This window comes from Streptomyces sp. NPDC086549, from assembly GCF_044746205.1.
In the GTDB taxonomy this organism is placed as follows: Bacteria; Actinomycetota; Actinomycetes; order Streptomycetales; family Streptomycetaceae; genus Streptomyces.
Genome location: NZ_JBIVBS010000008.1, coordinates 59,006 through 79,661 on the forward strand (window position 1 = coordinate 59,006; position 20,656 = coordinate 79,661).

General features: G+C 73.3%; 12 protein-coding genes. 10 read left to right on the forward strand and 2 right to left on the reverse strand.

Going from position 1 to position 20,656, the window contains the following annotated elements; genetic code table 11:
• Positions 1 to 331 precede the first annotated feature (331 nt).
• The 8 genes from ACIPSA_RS24940 to ACIPSA_RS24975 all read left to right on the forward strand — a co-directional run bounded on the left by ACIPSA_RS24940 (position 332) and on the right by ACIPSA_RS24975 (position 17,920).
• The gene (locus tag ACIPSA_RS24940; protein WP_402638189.1) at positions 332 to 6,784 is read left to right on the forward strand and encodes an amino acid adenylation domain-containing protein; all 6,453 of its coding nucleotides are present in this window, start codon (positions 332 to 334) and stop codon (positions 6,782 to 6,784) included.
• Complete coding sequence (locus ACIPSA_RS24945; protein WP_402638190.1) at positions 6,781 to 12,993, forward strand: amino acid adenylation domain-containing protein; 6,213 nt, start codon at positions 6,781 to 6,783, stop codon at positions 12,991 to 12,993. Before ACIPSA_RS24940 ends, ACIPSA_RS24945 begins: the two co-directional genes overlap by 4 nt.
• A gap of 106 nt (positions 12,994 to 13,099) precedes the next feature.
• Positions 13,100 to 13,327, forward strand: coding sequence for an MbtH family protein (locus ACIPSA_RS24950; protein ID WP_402638191.1), 228 nt, complete (start codon positions 13,100 to 13,102; stop codon positions 13,325 to 13,327).
• Positions 13,324 to 14,619 carry an MFS transporter gene (locus tag ACIPSA_RS24955; RefSeq protein WP_402638192.1) on the forward strand — a complete coding sequence of 432 codons (1,296 nt, stop codon included), beginning with the start codon at positions 13,324 to 13,326 and terminating at the stop codon, positions 14,617 to 14,619. Before ACIPSA_RS24950 ends, ACIPSA_RS24955 begins: the two co-directional genes overlap by 4 nt.
• Positions 14,576 to 15,595, forward strand: a complete 1,020-nt coding sequence (gene gntD / locus ACIPSA_RS24960; protein ID WP_402638193.1) for a guanitoxin biosynthesis L-enduracididine beta-hydroxylase GntD — start codon at positions 14,576 to 14,578, stop codon at positions 15,593 to 15,595. Before ACIPSA_RS24955 ends, gntD begins: the two co-directional genes overlap by 44 nt.
• A gap of 97 nt (positions 15,596 to 15,692) precedes the next feature.
• A complete protein-coding gene (locus ACIPSA_RS24965; protein ID WP_402638194.1) occupies positions 15,693 to 16,445 on the forward strand; it encodes an SDR family NAD(P)-dependent oxidoreductase in 753 nt (250 codons plus the stop codon).
• Between the two features lie 103 nt (positions 16,446 to 16,548).
• Positions 16,549 to 17,070 carry a flavin reductase family protein gene (locus ACIPSA_RS24970; RefSeq protein ID WP_402638195.1) on the forward strand — a complete coding sequence of 174 codons (522 nt, stop codon included), beginning with the start codon at positions 16,549 to 16,551 and terminating at the stop codon, positions 17,068 to 17,070.
• Position 17,071: 1 nt separating this feature from the next.
• Positions 17,072 to 17,920, forward strand: coding sequence for a thioesterase II family protein (locus tag ACIPSA_RS24975; RefSeq protein WP_402638196.1), 849 nt, complete (start codon positions 17,072 to 17,074; stop codon positions 17,918 to 17,920).
• Here the strand turns inward: ACIPSA_RS24975 and ACIPSA_RS24980 are convergent.
• A complete protein-coding gene (locus ACIPSA_RS24980) occupies positions 17,851 to 18,426 on the reverse strand; it encodes a hypothetical protein (protein WP_402638197.1) in 576 nt (191 codons plus the stop codon). The genes ACIPSA_RS24975 and ACIPSA_RS24980 overlap by 70 nt on opposite strands.
• Positions 18,427 to 18,664: 238 nt before the next feature.
• Positions 18,665 to 19,621 carry a LuxR C-terminal-related transcriptional regulator gene (locus ACIPSA_RS24985; protein ID WP_402638198.1) on the reverse strand — a complete coding sequence of 319 codons (957 nt, stop codon included), beginning with the start codon at positions 19,619 to 19,621 and terminating at the stop codon, positions 18,665 to 18,667.
• Positions 19,622 to 19,851: 230 nt separating this feature from the next.
• On the opposite strand from ACIPSA_RS24985, the gene ACIPSA_RS24990 reads away from it, so the two are divergent.
• Positions 19,852 to 20,097 (forward strand): hypothetical protein, encoded by a 246-nt coding sequence (locus ACIPSA_RS24990; RefSeq protein WP_402638199.1) that lies wholly within the window; start codon positions 19,852 to 19,854, stop codon positions 20,095 to 20,097.
• Positions 20,098 to 20,395: 298 nt separating this feature from the next.
• Positions 20,396 to 20,638 (forward strand): response regulator transcription factor, encoded by a 243-nt coding sequence (locus ACIPSA_RS24995; protein WP_402638200.1) that lies wholly within the window; start codon positions 20,396 to 20,398, stop codon positions 20,636 to 20,638.
• The last annotated feature ends 18 nt before the right edge of the window (positions 20,639 to 20,656 follow it).

The window sequence follows — 20,656 nt, forward strand, 5'->3', positions numbered from 1 at the left end:
CCTGTACGAACGGAGCATGTCCCTGCACGAAAGACGCGTGCTCGCCGCGGGAGTGCGGGAAGGAGCCGAAATCGGCGCCCGCGCCATCGCGTCCGCATCCAGGTGACGGCGGCCCCACCGGTGGTGGTGCCGCCCGGGCGCATGACTTGGACAAACGGCATGGGGACGCCACCCGCGCCGCCTGTAACGCCATCCCGTGACTTGAGCGGAAAACGCGCAAAGGAAATCATCGAGAACGCGTCCGCTCCCTGCGCAAGGACCCACGCGACGCGGCACGTTCACGGTATTTCCGCGGTGTCCCGACCGCCGTAGCTCAGACCGAGGTGGAGTCATGTCTGCTGCCCAGCACACTTCGCTGCCGTTGACGGCAGCCCAGAGCGGGGTCTGGTTCGCGCACCAGCTGAATCGGAATTCACCCGTCTACAACGTCGGCGAATTCGTGGAAATCCACGGACCGGTCGACGGGGACATATTCGAGACCGCCCTGGAGCAAGTGGTGCGCGAGGCCGGGGCGTTGCACATCCGGCCGACCGAGGAACGGGACGGCCCACGACAGGTGCTCGGCGATCCGCCCGGACCCCGGCTGACCCGGCTCGACCTCTCCGGCGAGCCCGACCCGGAGGCGGCGGCACGCGCGTACATCACCGGCGAGATGGCTCGGCCCGTCGACCTGGCCGACGGGGATCTGTACGCGTACGCCCTGATCAGGCTGGCCGAGGACCGCTACTTCTGGCACCAGCGCTACCACCACGTCGTCGTGGACGCGTTCGGGGCCGCCGCCATCACCGCCCGCGTGGCCCGCGTCTACACCGCCCTGGCCGGCGGCGACCCGGGCACGGAGGGCGGCTTCGCGCCGTACACCGCACTGCTGGACGGCGAGAACGCCTACCGCGACTCCGAGCAGTACCGCAAGGACCGGGCGCGCTGGACCGAGCGGTTCGCCGACTGCCCCGACGAGATCGCCACCTTCGCCGGCTCCGGACGCGCCGCCCCGCCCTCGGACACGTTCCTGAGGCGCACCGCGATCCTTTCCCCCGGCGTCCTGGACCGGCTACGGGCCACCGCCCGTGCCTCCCGCACGACGTGGTCGGCCGTGATCATCGCGGCGGTGGCCGCGCATCTCCACCGGGTCACCGGAATCCAGGACATCACTCTCGGAATTCCGGTCGGTGCGCGCCACGGGGCTCAGGCGCGGAACGTTCCGGGAATGGTCTCCAACGAACTCCCCCTGCGCGTCCGTCTTTCCCCCGAGATGACGGTCGGGGACGTCCTGCGGAATGTCGCCGGAGAACTCAGGAAACTACTGCGCCACCAGCGCTATCCGTACGGGGACCTGCGCCGGGATCTGCGTCTGCTGGACGAGGGTCGGCATCTCTTCGGCCCCATGATCAACATCATGCCCTTCGATTTCGACGTCACATTCGCCGGGCATTCCATCACCGTTCACAATGTGTCCAACGGACCGGTGGGGGACCTCTCCATCGCGGTCTACGAACGCTCGGACGGCAACGGGCTGCGGTTCTCCTTCGACGCCAACCCCGCGCTCTACAAAGCAGCTGAACTGTCCCGGATCCAGGAGCGCTTCCTCGCCTTCCTCACCGCCATGGCCACGGCGGACCCCGGCCTTCCCCTCGGCCGCCTGGACACCCTGACCGGCCCCGAGCTCGAGTCGGCTCTGTCCGGCGCCGGCCGACCGCCCCGCCCCGTCGCCCCCGCCACCGTCACCGACCTGTTCGCCGACCGGGCCGCCCGCACCCCCGACACCACCGCCCTGGTCTCCCCCGGCCGCACGCTCACCTTCCGTGAGCTCAACGCGTCCGCCAACCAGCTGGCCCACCTCCTGGCCGGCCTCGGCGCGGGCCCCGAGAAGTGCGTGGCCCTGGCCCTCCCCCGCGGCGCCGACACGGTGATCGCCATGCTCGGCGTCCTGAAGGCCGGTGCCGCCTATGTACCGCTGGACCCGGACCACCCGGCCGAGCGGACCCGGCGCGTCCTCGCCGAGGCCGACCCGGCGCTGATCCTGACCACCGCCGCGCAGGCCGGCACGCTGCCCGAGTCCGACGACGCCCGGGTACTGCTCATCGAGGACGCCGGGCTCGGTCTGCCCGGGCTGCCCGACACCGACCCCACGGACGCCGACCGCACCCGCCCACTGCGCCCCGGCCACCTCGCCTACGTCATCCACACCTCCGGATCCACCGGCCGGCCCAAGGGTGTCGCCGTCGAGCACCGGAGTCTGGGCAACCTCTACGAGCACCACCGCCGGGTCCTCATCGAGCCCGCCGTGGCGGAGGCCGGCGTCGAGCGCTTCCGGGTTGCGCTGACCAACGCGTTCGTGTTCGACGCCTCCTGGACGGCACTGCTGTGGCTCGTCGCCGGGCACGAACTGCACGTCGTCGACGACGCGACCCGCCGGGACGCCGGTGCGCTCGCCGTCTACGCCGACAAGTACGCCATCGACCTGCTCGACACCACACCCACCCACGCCCGCCAGCTCCTGTCAGCCGGGCTGCTGGAGGGCGGGAACCGCCCCCGGGTCCTGGTGCTCGGCGGCGAGGCCGTCCCGGACGACCTCTGGACACAGCTGCGCGCCACCCCCGGGCTGACCGCCCGCAACGTCTACGGACCGACCGAGTGCACGGTCGACTCGATGTACTGCGACCTGCGTGCCGCGGCCACCCCCACCATCGGACGCCCGGTCGACAACCTGGGCGCCCGCGTCCTCGACAGCGCCCTGCGCCCCGTCGCGGACGGGGCCGTCGGAGAACTCTTCCTGTCCGGCGCCGGGCTGGCCCGCGGCTATCTGGGCCGGGGCGCGCTCACCGCGGAACGGTTCGTCGCCGACCCGTTCGGCGCTCCCGGCGAGCGCATGTACCGCACGGGTGACCTCGTCCGCCGCGGCCCGGACGGTCTGCTGGTCTACGTGGGCCGGGCCGACACCCAGGTGAAGCTGCGCGGCTTCCGCATCGAGACCGGGGAGATCGAGTCCGTGCTGGCCGCCCACCCGGCCGTCGCCCAGTGCGGTGTCGTGGTGCGCGAGGACCGGTCGGGGGTGCGCAGACTGGTCGCGTACGTCGTGCCCGCCCCGGGCGCCGGCATGCCGGACGCCGGAGCCCTGCGGGAGCATCTCGCCGCGTCCCTCCCGGAGTACATGGTCCCGGCCGGCTTCGTCGCCCTCGACGCACTGCCACTGACCCACAACGGAAAACTCGACCGCGACGCCCTGCCGGCCCCGGAGATCACCGCCGCCGCCGACAGCCGCCCCCCGCGCACACCCGTGGAAAAGACGCTGTGCGCCCTGTTCGCCGAACTCCTGGACGTGCGCCGGGTCGGCATCGACGACAGCTTCTTCGCCCTCGGCGGCGACTCCCCCCTGGCCGTACGGCTGGCCGCGCGCGCCCGCGAGGCCTCGGTCGTCATCCACCCCCGGGACGTGTTCCAGCACAAGACCGTCGCCGCGATCGCCGAGGTGGCGCGCGGCCCGGAGGCGAGCGGGGAACAGCCCGTCCGCTCCCGCCACCCCCTGGTGAGCCTGGACGACGCCGAACGCGCCGCCCTCGCCGCCGCCCACCCCGGCCACAGCGCCGTCCTGCCGCTCACCCCGCTCCAGGAGGGCATGCTCTTCCACGCCCAGTACGAGGGCACGGACGGCGAGACGGCCGGCATCGACCCGTACATAGCCCAGACCGCCTACGAGCTCTCCGGCCCGCTCCGCCCGGACCGGCTGCGTGCCGCCTGCGAGGCGGTGCTCGCCCGGCACGAGTGCCTGCGCGCGGCCTTCACCCGCACCGCTTCCGGCCGGGCCGTCCAGGTGATCACCGAGGCGCACACCGTGCCGTGGACCGAGCTCGACCTGACCGCACTGCCCGCGGGCAGCCAGGAGGAGCGGATCGCCGGCGAGCTGGCGGCCGACCGCGCACGGCCCTTCGACATGGCCGCCGCGCCGCTGGTGCGTTTCCTGCTCGTACGTCTGGCGGCCGAACGGCACGTTCTCGTCTTCACCGGCCACCACATCGTCCTCGACGGCACCTCGCTCGGCCTGGTGCTGGACGACCTCCTCGACGGATACGAGGGCGGTGACTCCCGCACACCGGACCCGATCACCCTGCGGGACTACGCCGAGTGGCTCGCCGCGCAGGACAGGCAGACGGCCGAGAAGGCGTGGACCATCGCGCTGGAAGGTGTCGGGGAGCCGACGCTGGCGGTGCCCGACGCGGACCGGGGCCGGGCACCCGTCCTGGCCGAGCACGTCCGGGTGACCCTCGACCCGGCACGTACCGCCGCGCTGGCCGACCGCGCACGGTCCCGCTCCCTCACACCGAACACCGTCGTACAGGCCGCGTGGGCGGTCACCCTCGCTCAGCTGACCGGCCGCGACGACGTCGTCTTCGGCACCACCGTCTCGCTGCGCCCGGCCGAGCTGCCCGGCGTCGACCGGCTGGCCGGTCTGCTGATCAACACCGTGCCGGTGCGGGTACGGCTCGACGCCGCCGAGCCGCTGGAGCGGCTGCTCGCCCGGGTCCAGGAGGAGCAGTCCGCCCTCTCCCCGCACCACCACCTGGGCCTGGCCGAGCTGCGCCGGCAGACCGGGCTCGACCAGCTCTTCGACACCTCCACGGTCTTCGAGAACCACGCCGGAGGCACCGGGACCGCCCGGAAGTCGGCCGGGGTGACCGTGCGCACCGCCGACAGCTACGGCGCCACCCACTACCCCCTCACCCTCATCGCCGAACCGGGCGAACGACTGACCCTGCGCCTCGCCTACCGTCCCGACCTGGTCGACCGCGCCACCGCCCAGGCCGTCGTCGCGCGCACGGCCCGCTTCCTGGACGCGTTCACCACCGCACCCGACACCCCACTCGCCGCCGTGGACCTGCTCTCCCCCGCGGAGCGCTCGCGCGTGCTGCACGAGTGGAACGCGGCCACCGCGCCCCCGTCGGACACCGCGATCCACCGGCGGTTCGCCGAACTTGCGGCCCGCACGCCCGGCGCGGTCGCGGTCACCGGCGTCGACGGCACGCTCACCTATGCCGAACTCGACGGCCGCGCCGACGAGTTGGCCCACCGGCTGCTCGCGCTCGGGCTGCGGCCCGAGGAACGGGTGGCCGTTCTCCAGGAACGCTCGCCCGAGCTGATCGTCTCCCTGCTGGCCGTACTCAAGGCGGGCGGCGCGTACATGCCGCTCGACGCCCGCTCCCCCGTCGACCGGCTGCGCGCGATGACGAGCCGCACGCAGACCCGCATCCTGCTGACCGACCTCGCCTCACGGGACACGGCGCGGGCCCTTGCTCCCGGGCAGCTCCTCGTCGTGGACGAGCCCGGCGCGGCAGTGCGCGGGGACACCGCCGGCCCGCTTCCCGAGGTCCGCGCCGAGCAACTCGCCTACGTCCTGTTCACCTCGGGGTCGACCGGCGAGCCCAAGGGGGTCGGTGTCACCCACCGGGCCGTCCTCGACCTGGCCGGGGACAGCGCGTTCGGTACCGAGGCCCACCGGTCGGTGCTCCAGCACTCCACCCAGGCCTTCGACGCGGCGACGTACGAGATCTGGGAGCCGCTCCTCAGCGGCGGCCGGATCGTGCTCGCACCGCCCGGCCAGCTGGACGGGCCGGTCCTGGAGCGCCTCGTCACCGAGCACGGCGTCACCGCGCTGTGGCTCACGGCGGGGCTGTTCCGGCTGCTGGCCGAGGAGTCGCCGGGCAGCTTCGCCGGGCTGCGGGAGGTGTGGGCGGGCGGCGACGTCGTCCCCGGCCAGGCCGTCCGCAGGGTCATGGCCGCCAACCCGGCACTGGTCGTCGTCGACGGCTACGGCCCCACCGAGACCACCGTCTTCGCCGCCCGGCACCGCATGCGCGCCGGGGACGAGGTGCCGGCCACGGTGCCCATCGGCCGGCCGCTGGACGGCATGCGCGCCTACGTCCTGGACAGCGCGCTGCGCCTCGTACCGCCCGGCGTCGCCGGTGAACTGCATCTGGCCGGCGCCGGACTGGCCCGCGGCTACCTGGACCGCCCGGAGGCGACCGCGGAGCGCTTCGTCGCCGACCCCTTCGGGGCGCCGGGCGAGCGCATGTACCGCACCGGCGACCTGGTCCGCTGGAGCGAGCGGGGTGAACTGGTCTTCCTCGGGCGCGCCGACGACCAGATCAAGATCCGCGGGTTCCGCGTCGAACCGGGTGAGATCGAGGCCGCCCTGGTCAGGCACCCCGCGGTGGCCCAGTGCTGTGTGCTGGCGCGCGAGGACACTCCCGGCGTCAAGCGGCTGGCCGCCTACGTGGTCCCACCGCCCGGTGCCGATGCGCCGACGGCCGCCGAACTGCGCGACCATCTGGCCCCGTTGCTGGCCGACTACCAGGTGCCCGCCGCGTTCGTGACGCTGCCCGGCCTGCCGCTGACCCGCAACGGCAAGATCGACCGGCGTGCCCTGCCCGCCCCCGCCGTCACGGCCGACGCGGCGGGACGCGCCCCGGCCACACCCCGCGAGGAACTCCTCTGCGCCCTCTTCGGCGAGGTCCTCGGCCTGGACGCGGTGGGTCCCGACGACGGCTTCTTCGCCCTCGGGGGCGACTCCATCCTCTCGGTCCGGCTGGTCGCGCGGGCCCGCAGGGCGGGACTGGTCCTCACCGCCCGGGACGTCTTCACGCACCGGACGGCGGCCGGGCTCGCCGCGGCGGCCCAGGACCTGGAGCCGGAGACCGCCCCATGCACCGACGAAGACCTCCTGCCCCCGATCGACCTGCCCGACGACGAACTGGCCGAGCTGGTGGCCGAATGGGAGTCCGCCCAGTGAACGCGACACCGAGCACCGCACCGCGGTCCACGGCCGGCAACCGCCCCGACCTGGACGTCCTGCCGCTGACGCCGCTCCAGGAAGGCATGCTCTTCCACGCCCTGTACGACGACGAGGGCAGCGACGTGTACACCGTCCAGACCTCGCTGGAGCTGACCGGCCCGCTCGACCCCGCCGCGCTGCGGACGGCCTGCGAGACCGTCCTGACGCGACACCCCGCGCTGCGGGCCGGATTCCTCCAGCGCGGGACGGGCCGGGCCGTCCAGATCGTGCCGCGCGCCGTCGAGGTCCCCTGGGCGGAGGACGACCTGAGCCCGCTGCCCGAGGCGGAGCGGTCCGCCGCGCTCGACCGGATCACGACCGAGGACCGGGAGCGCCGCTTCACCCTCGCCGCCCCTCCGCTCGTGCGGTTCCGGCTGCTGCGCATGGACGCCGACCGGCACGTCCTGCTCCTGACCAACCATCACATCCTGCTGGACGGCTGGTCGCTCCCGCTGGTGCTGCGCGACCTGTTCGAGCTGTACGAGCTGTACGAGCGCGGCGGGAGCGCCGACGGCATGCCGCCCGCGCCCTCCTTCCGCCGGCATCTCGCCTGGCTGGCCGGGCAGGACCGGCAGGCCGCGCGGGAGGCGTGGCGCACGGCCCTGGGCGACCTGGACGAGCCCACCCTCGTGGCGCCCGCCGGAGCGGGCGGCGGCCGGGCCGTGTTCCCGCGTCGCGTGGTGACCCATCTGCCCGAGCGGCTCACCACGGACCTGACCCGGTTCGCCCGTTCCCGCGGCCTCACGGTCAACACCCTGGTGCAGTCCGCCTGGGCGCTGCTGCTGGCCCGGGTGACCGGCCGCCAGGACGTGGTCTTCGGAGCGACCGTCTCCGGCCGGCCCGCGGAGCTGGCCGGCGTGGAGGAGACGGTGGGCCTGTTCATCAACACCGTGCCGGTCAGGGTGCGACTGGACGCCGCCGAACCACTCGACGGCCTGCTGAAGCGCGTCCAGGACGAGCAGTCCGCGCTGCTCCCGCACCACCACCTCGGTCTCGCCGACATCCAACGCCTGACCGGTCTCGGCGACCTGTTCGACACCGCGGTGGTCTTCGAGAACGCCCCCTTCGACCAGGAGTCCCTGGACCGGACGTTCGGCGGACTGCGCGTCGGGATCCTGGAGGACACGGCCGCCACCGGCACGATGCATTACCCCCTCAGCCTGGTGGCGGTACCCGGCCGGCGGCTGCGCCTCGACCTCAGCCACCGCCCCGACGTCGTCGACGGGGCGGCCGCGCGGCGGCTCGCCCGCGGCCTGGCACGGATCCTGGGCGCCCTGGTCGCCACCCCCGAACTGCCGTGCGGCAGCGTCGGAGCGCTCGACGCGGAGGACCGGGCGGCACTGGCGGCCGCCGGAACCGGCCCGGCCGTCCCGCACCCGGCCACCACCCTGCCCGAGCTGTTCGCCGCGCAGGCCGCGCGCACACCCTCCGCCACGGCCGTCGTCTTCGAGGGCACGACACTGACGTACGCCGAACTCGACGACCGCGCCACCCGGTTGGCGCACGCCCTGCGGGCCCGCGGTGCCGGCCGGTCCCGGATCGTCGCCGTCGCGCTGCCCCGCTCACTGGACCTGCTGGTGACCCTGTACGCCGTGCACAAGGCGGGCGCCGCGTACCTGCCGGTGGACCCGGACTATCCGCAGGACCGGGTGCGGTACATGCTCGACGACGCGGCCCCGGCCCTCGTGGTGACCCCGGAGGTCTACGGTCGTCTGATCGAGGAGGCCGTGGCCGACGGAGGGGAGCTGCCGCGCGTCGACCCGCGCGAGCCCGCCTACATGATCTACACGTCCGGTTCGACCGGTCGCCCCAAGGGCGTGCTCGTCCCCCACGAGGGCATCGTCAACCGGCTGCTGTGGATGCAGTCCGCCTACGGCCTGACGCCCGGGGAGCGGGTGCTGCAGAAGACACCGTCCAGCTTCGACGTGTCGGTCTGGGAGTTCTTCTGGCCGCTGCTCACCGGGGCCACTCTGGTCGTGGCGCGGCCCGAGGGGCACAAGGACCCCGAGTACCTGGCGGACCTGATCCGGCGCGAGGGCGTGACCACGCTGCACTTCGTACCGTCGATGCTGGAGTCCTTCCTCCGGACTCCGGGAGCCGCCCGCTGCACGGGCCTGCGCCGGGTCATCTGCAGCGGCGAGGCGCTCCCCACCTCGCTCGCCGACCGCTTCCACGACCTCTTCGACGCCGCCGGCACCGAACTCCACAACCTCTACGGCCCCACCGAGGCCTCCGTGGACGTCACCCACCGGCGCAGCCGGCCCGGGGCGGACACCGCCTCGGTGCCCATCGGCCGCCCGGTCGACAACACGGGTGTCTACGTCCTCGACGCCGGTCTGCAACCCGCCCACCCGGGAGCCCCGGGCGAGCTGTACCTGGCGGGCGTCCAGCTCGCCCACGGGTACCACGGGCGGGCGGGGCTGACCGCCGAGCGGTTCGTCGCCGACCCGTTCGGCCCGCCGGGCTCGCGGATGTACCGCACCGGTGACATCGTGCGATGGACCGAGGGCGGCGAACTCCTCTACCTGGGGCGGGCCGACGACCAGGTGAAGATCCGCGGATTCCGCATCGAGCTCGGCGAGATCGAGTCCGTCCTGGCCCGCCACCCGTCCGTGGGCACCGCGGCGGTCGTGGTCCGCGAGGACCAGCCCGGCGCCAAGCGCCTGGTCGCCTATGTCGTCCCGGCGGACCCGGCGCGCACGGCGGAGTTCGACGCCGACGAGCTGCGCGCCCACTGCGCCGCCGGTCTGCCCGAGCACATGGTCCCGCGGGCGTTCGTACCACTGGCGGAACTCCCCCTGTCCCTCAGCGGAAAGCTCGACCGCAAGGCGCTGCCCGCCCCCGCGTTCACCGCCGTCGGCGGACGGGCCGCCGACGGCCCGGTGGAGGAGACGCTGTGCGCGCTGTTCGCCGAGGTGCTCGGCGTGCCGGGGGTCGGGCCGGACGACGGCTTCTTCGAACTCGGCGGCGATTCCATCCTGTCCATCCAGCTCGTCGCCAGGGCCCGCCGCGCCGGGCTGACCCTCACGCCACGAGACGTGTTCCAGCACCGCACGGTGGCCGCCCTCGCCACGGTGGCCGCCCCGGCGGGGACCGGGCCCGACACGGAACCCGACGATGCCGGCACCGGGCCCGTGTCCCTCACGCCCATCACCCACTGGCTGCGCGAACAGGGCGGCCCCGTGGCCGGGTTCCACCAGTCCATGCTGGTTCGCGTACCGGCCGGGCTGCGCGAGGAGGACCTGCTCGGGGCGCTCCAGGCGGTCCTCGACCGGCATGACGCGCTGCGTCTGCGGCTCGGCGACTGCGACGGCAACGGCGGTGGCGACGGCAACGGCGACGGCAACGGCGACGGCAACGGCGGTGGCGGTGGCGATAGCAGTGACGGTGAAGGCCGGTGGACGCTGGAAGTCGCCGCGCGGGGCAGCGTGCGGGCCGCCGACTGCCTCACCCGGCACCGCGACCCGGGCGAGACCGTCGCGGAGCTCGCCTCGGCGGCGCAGCGGAAGCTCGATCCCCGGGCGGGACGCGTCCTGCGCGCCGTGTGGCTCGACCGTGGCGAGGCGGAGCCGGGCCGACTGCTGCTGATGGTGCATCACCTCGCCGTGGACGGAGTGTCCTGGCGGATCCTCCTGCCCGACCTCGCGACGGCCTGGCGGGCGGCGGCCGCCGGACAGGACGCGTTCGCCGCCCTGGACCCGGTGCCGACCTCCCTGCGCACCTGGTCACGTCGGCTCACCGAGGCCGCCCACGCCCCCGCACGCACGGCGGAACTACCGCTGTGGCAGGCGATGCCGGCCGCCGAGGACTCCCTGCTGACCACCCGCCCGCTCGACCCGGCCCGCGACGTCTACGCCACCCGCCGGGACGTCACTGTGACCCTGCCCGCCGAGGAGACGGCCGCGCTGCTGACGAGCGTGCCCGAGGCGTTCCACGCCGGGATCGACGACATCCTGCTGACGGCCCTCGCACTGGCCGTCGCCCACTGGCGCGGACCGGAGCGACCGGACGGCGTCCTCGTCGATCTGGAGGGTCACGGCAGGCAGGAGGAGATCGTCCCCGGGACCGACCTCTCCCGCACGGTGGGATGGTTCACCGCCCTGTATCCCGTACGCCTCGACGCTCGGGTCACCGACTGGGCGGACGTGTGGGCCGGCGGGGTCGCACTCGGCCGTGCCGTGAAGACCGTGAAGGAGCAGCTGCGCGCCGTACCGGACCGGGGCATCGGCTACGGGCTGCTGCGCCACCTCAACCGCGACACCGGCCCGCTGCTCGCCTCCGGTCGCACCCCGCAGATCGGCTTCAACTACCTGGGCCGGTTCGCGGCGGGCGGCTCCGCCGACTGGGAGGCCGTCGACGAGGCCGGCGCCGGCATCGTCCCCGCCGACCCCGCGATGCCGCTCCCGCACGCCGTGGACCTCAACGCCGTCACCGAGGAACACCCCGACGGCCCGCGTCTGGTGGCCAACTGGTCCTGGCCCGGCGAACTGCTCGACGAGGACCGTGTGCGCGAACTCGCCGACACCTGGTTCCGGGCCCTGCGGGCACTGGTCGCACACACCGCCGGTCCCACCGCGGGCGGCCACACGCCGTCCGATCTCGGTGTCGTGGCCATCGCCGGCGAACGGGTCGGCCAGGACGAGATCGACGCGCTGGAAGCCCGCTGGGCGCGGCACACACTGACCGACGTCCTCCCCCTCTCGCCCTTGCAGGAAGGGCTGTTGTTCCACGCGCTGTACGACGAGGGGACGGCGGACGTCTACAACGTGCAGCTGTCCCTCGGGCTCGACGGCGCCCTCGACCGGGACGCCCTGCGCGCCGCCTGCCGGGACCTGGTGCGCCGGCACGCCCCGCTGCGCACGGCCTTCGGCACCCTCGCCTCGGGCACACCCGTGCAACTGGTCCTGCGCGACGTGGAGCCGTCGTGGGCCGAACACGACCTGGACCCCCTCGCACGGGAAGCCCGTCGAGCGGAGATCCTGGCCACCGACCGACGCAGCCGCTTCTCTCTGACCGGGCCGTCCCTGGCCCGCTTCACCCTCGTACGGGAGACCGAGGAGCGCCACACCCTGCTCCTGACGGTCCATCACCTCCTGCTCGACGGCTGGTCCCTGCCGGTGCTGCTGCGCGACCTGTTCGCTCTGTACGCGGCGCGGGAGAACGGCGGCGGTCACCTGCCGAGGCGGCTGCCCGCGGTCTCCGTACGCGACCATCTGGCCTGGCAGGCCGGGCAGGACCGGGACGCCGCGGAGAAGGCCTGGCGGGACACGCTCGACGGACTCGACGGACCCACCCTGCTGGCGCCGCACGCCGACCGCGGGGGCACGCCACTGCTGCCCGAACGGGTCGTGACGGAGCTGACCGAGGCGGAGACCACCGCGCTGACCGAGCTGGCCCGCACGCACCGGGTCACGCTCAACACCGTGATGCAGACCGCCTGGGCACTCGTCCTGGCCGAGGCGACCGGACGGCGCGACGTGGTCTTCGGCGCCACCGTCTCCGTGCGTCCCCCGGAGCTCGCCGGAGTGGAGAACGGGGTCGGCCTGTTCATCAACACCGTGCCGGTGCGGGTGCGCCTGGCGGACGGCGAGCCGCTGGAACGCCTGCTCGTCCGTGTCCAGGACGAGCAGTCCGCTCTCACACCGCACCACCACCTCGGCCTGGCCCACATCCACACGCTGGCCGGAGGCAGCCCGCTCTTCGACACCTCCACCGTCTTCGAGAACTACCCCGCCGACGAGGGAGAGGTGTGCGCCGGAGGGATACGGCTGTCCGGCCTCGAAGGCCGCGACGCCTACCACTACCCGATGACCCTGATGGGCGTGCCCGGCGACCGGCTCTACCTGCAACTCGGCTACCGGCCCGACCTCTTCGACCAGGAGACCGCCGAACGCATCGCGGCCAGGCTCCGTCAGGTGCTGACCGGTCTGCCCGGCCGGCCGTGCCCCGCCGAGGGTCCCGTGGACACCGTACGCGCCCTCTTCGCGGAGGTCCTGGCCCTCGAACACGTCGGCCCCGACGACGACTTCTTCGCCCTGGGCGGCGACTCGTTGCGCGCACTGCGGCTCGCGGGCCGTGTCCGCTCCCTCGGCCTCGACCAGCGGCTCCCGGTGCGCGCGGTCTTCGACCGGCCGACCCCTCGGGCCCTCGCCCGGCGCCTCGGCTGACCCGTCGGTCACCCGGTGCTCATCACGGCGCCCGCCCCATCGCACCCCCCATGTGCACCCCCCATGTCGCACCACCCATGTCCCGACACCCAGGAGGAACCACATCATGAGCAGCCCCTTCGACAACCCGGACGGCACCTACCTCGTCCTCGTCAACGACGAGAACCAGCACTCCCTGTGGCCCGCGTTCGCGGAGGTGCCGGCGGGCTGGACGGTGGCCCGGCCGGAAGGCTCGCGCCAGGACTGCCTGGACTACATCGGCGAGCAGTGGACGGACCTGCGCCCCAGGAGCCTGGTCCGGGCGATGGACGCCGACGCGGCACCGACGCGGTGAGCGCGCCCCTTCCGGTCACGGCCACGGCCTTCCTCGCGCGGGCGAGTCAGCTCGGCCTGTTCTCGGCGGAGACGCTCATCCTCCTCGACCGGGGAGTCGCCAAGGACCGGATCGGGCTGGTGATGGCCGCGGCCGCGGCCGGCGGGGCTCTGGCCCAGCTCGCCGCGGGCCGCTGGGGACACCGCTGCCGCACTGCCCGGACGACCCTGCTGGGCACGGCTCTGCAGAGCGTCGGCTGTCTGGCGTTCGCCACGCTCACCCCGTGGTGGAGCCTGGCCGCCGCCGACTTCCTGCTGATGGCCGGAGCGGCGCTGACCGCCACGGGGCTGCGCGCCACGCTGGCCGCGCCCGGTCCGGGCGGCTCCGCGCCGGGGCCGGACCGGCTGGAGCGTGCCTACGGCCGTCTGACGGCCGCGCAGATGCTGGGTGCCCTGGTGGGTCCGCTCGGCGCGGGAGCCGTGCTGCTGCGCGGCAGCTCGTGGGCGGCATGGGCCGCCACGGCCGTCGCCCTCACCGCCACCGCGGTGGCGGGCGCCGCAGACCGGTGGGACCGCGCGGAGGGCCTTTCGGGGCCGACGAACGGAACCCGGCAACCTGCCATGCCCGAACGCCTCGCGACGCCCCCGCTGCTGCGCCCGCTGTGGCCGCCTCTGGTGCTGTTGCTCGGCATCACCGCGCTCTACGGCGGTTACTCCGTGGTCTGGGCCGTGTACCTCCGTGGACTGGGCGCCCCGGACGCGCTCATCGCCTGGTCCGCGGCCTGCCTGGCGCTGCCCGCGCTCGTCCTGTCGCCCCGGGCAGGCGCCGTCCTGCCCCGGGTGTCCCGCACCGTACTCATCCGCTGCGCGGCACTGCTGCTCGGCTGCTGCGCCTGTCTCTACCCCCTGGTCGGCTCGGTGGCCGCGGCCGTCGCCCTGTCGCTCACCGAAGGCGTTCTCCTCGCCGTCGCTCTGCCGCTCATCTCCGCTCAGGTGGCGCGCGACGCCGGACCCGGCCGTACGGCACGGGCCTTCGGCTTCCTCGGCACGGCGGACGCCCTCGGCAGCGGCCTGGGCACGGCGTTGGGCGGCGCGCTGCTCGCCCGGGGCGGAGCGGCCGAGGCCTTCCGCCTCAGCGGCGCCCTGTGCCTGCTCTGCGCCGCCGTCTCCCTGCTGCCCCTCCCCGTCCCCGTACCCCTATCCTCCCCAGCCTCCCCAGCCTCCTCGCCCTCCTTACCTTCCTCACCTTCAGAAACCGGCAGGTCCCCGCATGTATCACGGCCTTCCCCTCGAATACGTCCTGTCCGCCGCTGAGACGGAACAGATCCAGGAGGCGATCGCCCGCCTCCGCGGCTCCTCCCCGTCTCCCGCACAGCCCGCCTTCTACGACCGGCACTGGGACGCGGCGGCGCACCTTCCGCCCGGGCTGCGCACCTTCCTGGAGCACTTCCGCCGCACCGAACCCGCCGCGGCGCTGGTGATCCACGGTTTCCCGGTCGACGACACGGCCGTCGGCCCCACGCCGGCCCACTGGGAGGACGTACCCGCCGACGGCCCGCCCCTCGACCAGGAACTCTTCCTGGCCATGGTCGGCACGGCCCTGGGCGACCCCTTCACCTTCTCCACCCTCCAGCTGGGCCGGGTCGTACAGAACCTGCTGCCGATCCGCGGCGACGAGCTGCGCCAGAGCGGCCACGGCAGCGCGTGCCTGCTGGAGTTCCACACCGAGGACGGCTTCCACCCGGGCCGCTGCGACTACCTGCTGCTGTTCGGGATGCGCAACCACGAGCGGGTGCCGACCATCGTGGCCTCCGTCCGAGACGTCAAGATCAGCGACGAGACCGCGGACCTGCTCCGCGCGCCGCGCTTCCTCATCCGGCCGGACGACGAGCACGTACGCCAGCTCCAGGAGCGCCACCCCGACCACCCGGCACTGGCCGGCATGCTGCGGATGCAGTCCGACCCCGAGCCCGTGCCGGTCCTGTCCGGCGAGCGGGAGCGCCCCTACCTGCGGATCGACTACCCGTTCATGACGTGCGCCGGCCAGGACACGGCCGCCCAGGATGCCCTGGACGAACTGATGGAGGAGCTGGAGCGGGTCCAGCTCGACGTGGTCGTGGAGCAGGGCAGCCTGGCGGTGGTGGACAACTACGTCGCCGTACACGGCCGCAGGGCCTTCCGAGCGGCGCACGACGGAACGGACCGCTGGCTCAAGCGCATGATCGTCAGCCGTGACCTGCGCAAGACGACCCCGCACGCCTCGCCCCGCGACGCGCGGATCCTCTTCTGACTCCGGCCGACGTCGCGCCCCTCACCCGCCCCTCACCACCCCCTCACCCACCCCGTCACATCCCCCTCGCATCCCCTCAGGAAAGGGACGGCAAGAGATGCGCACCATCGTCGTGTCCGGTGGCTCCAGCGGTATCGGCAGGGCCACCGTCGAGCGCTTCGCCCGAGCGGGCGACCGTGTCGTCAGCCTGGACATCGCCGAACCGCAGGACGAGCCCGGCGGCCTCGTCTCGTGGATCCGCTGCGACGTCGCCGACTGGCAGGCCGTCGACGACGCCCTGGCCCGGGTGCACCGGGACCACTCCCTGGACGTGGTCATCGCCAACGCCGGCATCAGCGTCCGCCACGGCGTCCTCGACATCGCCGAACAGGCGGCGCGCCGCGTGGTGGACGTCAACCTCCTGGGCACACTGGGTCTGTGGCGGAGCGCTGCCCGCCTCATGGCCGACGGCGACGGCGGAGTCCTGCTGGCCACGGCGTCCGTCAACGGCCGCCGCGGCTACCCACATTACGCGGACTACAACGCGACCAAGGCCGGCATCATCGCCCTCACCCAGACATTCGCCCTGGAGCTCAGCCCCCGCATCCGGGTCGCCTGTGTGAGTCCCGGAGCGGTCCTGACGCCCATGCAACTCGCCGAGTACACCGACGAGATGCTGGCCGACGTCAACGCGCGGATCCCGGCCGGCCGCCATGCCTCCCCCGCCGAGATCGCGGCGGCCTTCCACTATCTGGCCTCGCCCGAGGCCGCCTTCCTGACCGGTCAGGAGCTGGTCGTCGACGGCGGCGAGACCGCGGGCGCGACCACCGCCGACTTCGGCACGGCGATACGCAGCTCCGTGCAGGCCTGAGCCCGTCCGCGGGCGCCGTCCCGCCCGGCCCGGCTCCCCGGCCGGGCGGGACGGCGGTGCCGGGACCGGAACAGAACCACGTCCCGAAAGGCAGAACTCACGCATGACAGCGCTCACCCAGGAAGCCGTCGCTCCCGGGAACGGCCCCGACACGGTCCCGCCGGACGCGTTCCGCGACGCGATGGCCCGCTTCGCCCGCAGTGTCACGGTGGTGACCGCCTACGACGGCACCCACCCGGTCGGCTGCACCGCCACCGCGGTCCTCTCCCTGACCGACCGCCCGCCCACCCTCCTCGCCTCGCTCGCCTCGGACAGCGGAACGCTCCGGCACATCCGGGCCGCGGGCCGCTTCGGCGTGAGCGTGCTGCCCTACCGGCTCCGCGCGCAGGCCGCGCGGTTCGCGGTGCTGCCCTCGGCGCGGCGCTTCGACGGGGTCGCGCACACCTCCCGGTGCGGTGCTCCCCTCCTCGACGGCGCGGTGGCCGGTGTGGTGTGCCACGTCACCCGGTTCGTGCCCGTGGCGGACCACACCCTGGTCATCGGTCACGTGGTCCACTCCGCGGTGGACGAAGGTGCGGAGCCGTTGATCCACTTCGCCCGCCGGCAGACCCGTCCGGAGGCCTGAGATGGACATCCCCGACGCCGGACGGCCGGGCCACGGCACCTGGTTGCGCCGCTACGGTGCCGAGCCGCCCGCGGCCGAGGCCACGCTCGTCTGCCTGCCGCACGCGGGCGGTGCGCCGACGTTCTTCCGCGACTGGCCGGAGCTGATGTCCCCCGCGCTGGACGTGCTGGCGGTGTGCTACCCGGGGCGCCAGGACCGTTTCCACGAGCCCCCGGTCACCGGCATGGCCGAGCTGGCCGAAGCGGTGGCCGCCGCCCTCGTCCCGCTCGCGGACCGGCCGCTGGCCGTGTTCGGGCACAGCATGGGAGCGGCCGTGGGGTACGAGGCGGCGCGGCTGTTGCGGGCCCGTCACGGGATCGAGCTGTCGTACCTCTTCGTCTCCGCCATGGTGCCTCCGCACCGGCTCCGCCCGCGTTCCCGGCATCTGCTGGGGGACGCCGAGCTGGCGGCCGAACTCCTCGAACAGGGCGGCACCGACGCCGAGGTCCTGGCCGACGAGGAGTTGCGTGCGATCGTCATGCCCGCCGTCCGGGCGGACTACCGGCTGATCGAGACCTACCGGCATGTCCCCGGAGGCGAGCCGTTGGACGCCCCGGTCGTCGCGTATCACGGGCGGCAGGACCCGTCCGTCACCGAGGCAGCCGTACGGGAGTGGCGGCACTGCACCCGCGCGACGGCCGAGACGAGGTCCTTCCCCGGCGGGCACTTCTATCTGCGGGAGGCACGGCTCACGCCGGCCGCCGACATACGGGAGCGGCTCCCGGCGTCGGCGCGCGGGTCTCACCAGGCCGGCGGGTGCAGGGCGAGGACGAGCAGCGTGCACGGCGAGTGCGCCTCGTTCAGTTCGTAGCCGAATCCGCTCGGCACGTAGAGGGCTTCGCCCACGCGCAGCCGCAGTTCCAGGGCGCGGTCCAGTACGGCGCGGGTCTGGCCGGGCGGAGAGGGTTCGACCCGGCCGTCGCAGCTTCCGCGCACAGGCAGGAGCACGAGGTCGGTGGCCGCGGTGTCGCCGGTGCTCCGCGCGCCGGTGGGCAAGGTGAGATACGAGCTGCCGACGCGGCAGCCCAGCAGGTCGCCCAGCCCGGAGGTCAGCCGCGCCGTCCCGGCGGCCACACCCTCCCGCTCCGGGCCCGGGTCCGCGCGCCCGCGTCGTACGCCGCCGTCCTCCGACAGCACGGCGTCGGCGCCGTCCGGCCACACCAGGGCCGGCCCTCTGTCGCGGTGGACCGACAGGCACAGCGCCAGGTCCCTGACGAAGAGGTCCAGACCGGTCTTGCCCTTGCTCCAGTCTCCTTCGTAGTCCACGTCCCGCTCCCGCTTCGCGTCGCACCCGCCGTCCCGCGTGCCGTGGTTCACGCGCGGACGGCCCGTCCGTGGTGCACGGGACGTCCCGGGAAGGGGAGTCTCCTGTTCTTCCGCCACATGGCCACAGGGACGAGCGGCACCGTAGCCCCGTCCCGTTCCTGTGGTTTGCAGGAACTCTGCTGCACACAGCGGGGGTTGCGGCAGTCCCGGGTTCACGGTACCGAAACGGTGGCGGCCCGTCGCCACACTGGCGGTAATCCCCCGGGAGTTCTGGAGCTCCGTGGTCGGATCAGGCGCCCGGCCCGGCCTCCGGGACCTCGTCGAGGAGTCCCTGCTGCGCCGCGAGCACGCCGGCCTGGAAACGGCTCTCGGCTCCGAGCGTCTCCATGATGTCGGCGATGTGCTTCCTCGCGGTGCGCAGGGACATGCCGATCCGACGCGCGATGCTCTCGTCCTTCAGGCCCGCCGCGAGCAGCCGCACGATGGTCCGGTGGATGTCCTTGGCGACGAGTTCCAGGCCGTCGGCGGCGGCGTCGGAGAACGGCGCGGCCTGCGTCCACGCCTGCTCGAAGACCTCGCACAGGTAGTGGACGACCGAGGGTTCCCGGATCACCACCGCGCCCCAGGTGCCCCCGCGTTCGGGGATGAAGGCCACCTTGCGGTCGAAGACGATCAGCCGGCCGAACAGTTCGTGCGCGGTGCGGTACTCGGCGCCGAGGGCGGACACGGTGGCGACGTAGGCCTGGCTGGGGCCGTTGAAGCGTGCCGTGTGGTGGTAGAGCGTGCGCATCCGCACGCCGCGGGACAGCATCGCGGTGTCGCGGGCCAGGGCCTCCTGGAGGACTTCCGGCACCCGGTTCCCGCCGGGCTGGCTGGTGAGCATCTCCTCGGTGCATTCCTCGGCTGCCCGGTTGAGGGCGGCCCGCACCTCCTCCACTCCGGGTATCACCTCGAGGTCGACGGACTCCCGGCTGAGGCTGTCCAGGTAGTGGCCGCGCAGATCGGCGAACTGGTCGCGGATGCGGTGCAGTTCGGCCTGCTGGGTGCGGATCGCGGTCTCCATGGAGGTGGTCACCACGGCGGCCACGAGGTCCGGATCGACGGGGCGCAGCCGCGCCGGGTCGTCCGAATCGGGTTTGAGCAGGCCGAGTTCGGTCAGGGAGACGACTGCGGCGTCCACGTCCTCCGGGGTGAGGCCTAACTCCCGGGCCGCCCGGTCCGGGTCCATCCTTTCGTTGGCCGACACCCATCGGTACAGGGCGACTTCCCTGTCACTGGGCCGTGCGGGAGGGTCAATTGCCCGATTCTGCTCGGATATGAACATTACATCCCCTGTTCGTTTTGCTGCGGGGCAGCTTGGTGAGCACCTGGATCCCTGGCCATGACCACCGCCGACACGAAAGTCTTGAGGCACCGGAGATCGAATACATGGAACTACCGGTTCCGCTAGAGAAATCAGAACCAGGAGTGCCCCACATGAAATTCTTCCGTGCCGCCGCCGCAGCGTCCGCCCTCGCATGCATCGCATTCGGCGCGTTTATGGGAGCGACCCAGACCGTGTCGGCGCACCCGTCCGGAACGGCCCCGCATTCCGTGCTCGCCGGCACCGGCACGACGGACAGTGACAGCGGGTGGGGCGGTCGCCGCATCAACGACGTGGTCACCGAAGCGGAGGGCATCACCCCGACCGGCGACAGCGGCTGGGGCAGCACGAACAGCTGAACCGGTCCGCACGCGGCTCGACGAGCCCGGGGAGCGGCGCGCCCGCGGAAGCCATGACAGGACCAGCGCGCCTGGGACCGGACATGGACCCGGGTCAGCGCGCCGCCCCCGGACCGGGCAGACGGTCACCACTTGGTTTGCACCCCCACCGTGTCGTCCCCCGACCACGGGCGCACCTTAACCCGCGTCAACGGCGTTCGGCCCGGCGGCGCGCGCGAGGCGCGGCCGACAGTCCCGGCCGGCGAGCCGGCGACGGGCCCGGCCGCGTGGCCCTCGTCTCCCCAAGAAAGGCACACCTGTGAGTCCGTTCGCCGTCGAAATCCTGAAACAACTCAGCGACCGTGAGCTCGAAGTACTCGGCTATCTCGCCGAGGGCCACACGTATTCCTCCATCGCGCGCAGAATGAATCTGAGCCCGCACACCGTGGACACCTATCTGCGCAGAATCCGGGGAAAGGCGGGAGTCAGCAACCGCGCGCACCTCATGGTGCTGGCCTTTCAGGTCTCCCGGCACCTCGACCTCGGCCTGGCACAGGCGTGAGCTCCCCCCCGTACGACG

Coding starts and splice junctions, on each gene's coding strand:
- ACIPSA_RS24975 (WP_402638196.1), top strand. CDS start 17,072: ATGGACATCCCCGACGCCGGACGGCCGGGCCACGGCACCTGGTTGCGC.
- ACIPSA_RS24990 (WP_402638199.1), top strand. CDS start 19,852: ATGAAATTCTTCCGTGCCGCCGCCGCAGCGTCCGCCCTCGCATGCATC.
- ACIPSA_RS24970 (WP_402638195.1), top strand. CDS start 16,549: ATGACAGCGCTCACCCAGGAAGCCGTCGCTCCCGGGAACGGCCCCGAC.
- ACIPSA_RS24950 (WP_402638191.1), top strand. CDS start 13,100: ATGAGCAGCCCCTTCGACAACCCGGACGGCACCTACCTCGTCCTCGTC.
- gntD (WP_402638193.1), top strand. CDS start 14,576: ATGTATCACGGCCTTCCCCTCGAATACGTCCTGTCCGCCGCTGAGACG.
- ACIPSA_RS24940 (WP_402638189.1), top strand. CDS start 332: ATGTCTGCTGCCCAGCACACTTCGCTGCCGTTGACGGCAGCCCAGAGC.
- ACIPSA_RS24965 (WP_402638194.1), top strand. CDS start 15,693: ATGCGCACCATCGTCGTGTCCGGTGGCTCCAGCGGTATCGGCAGGGCC.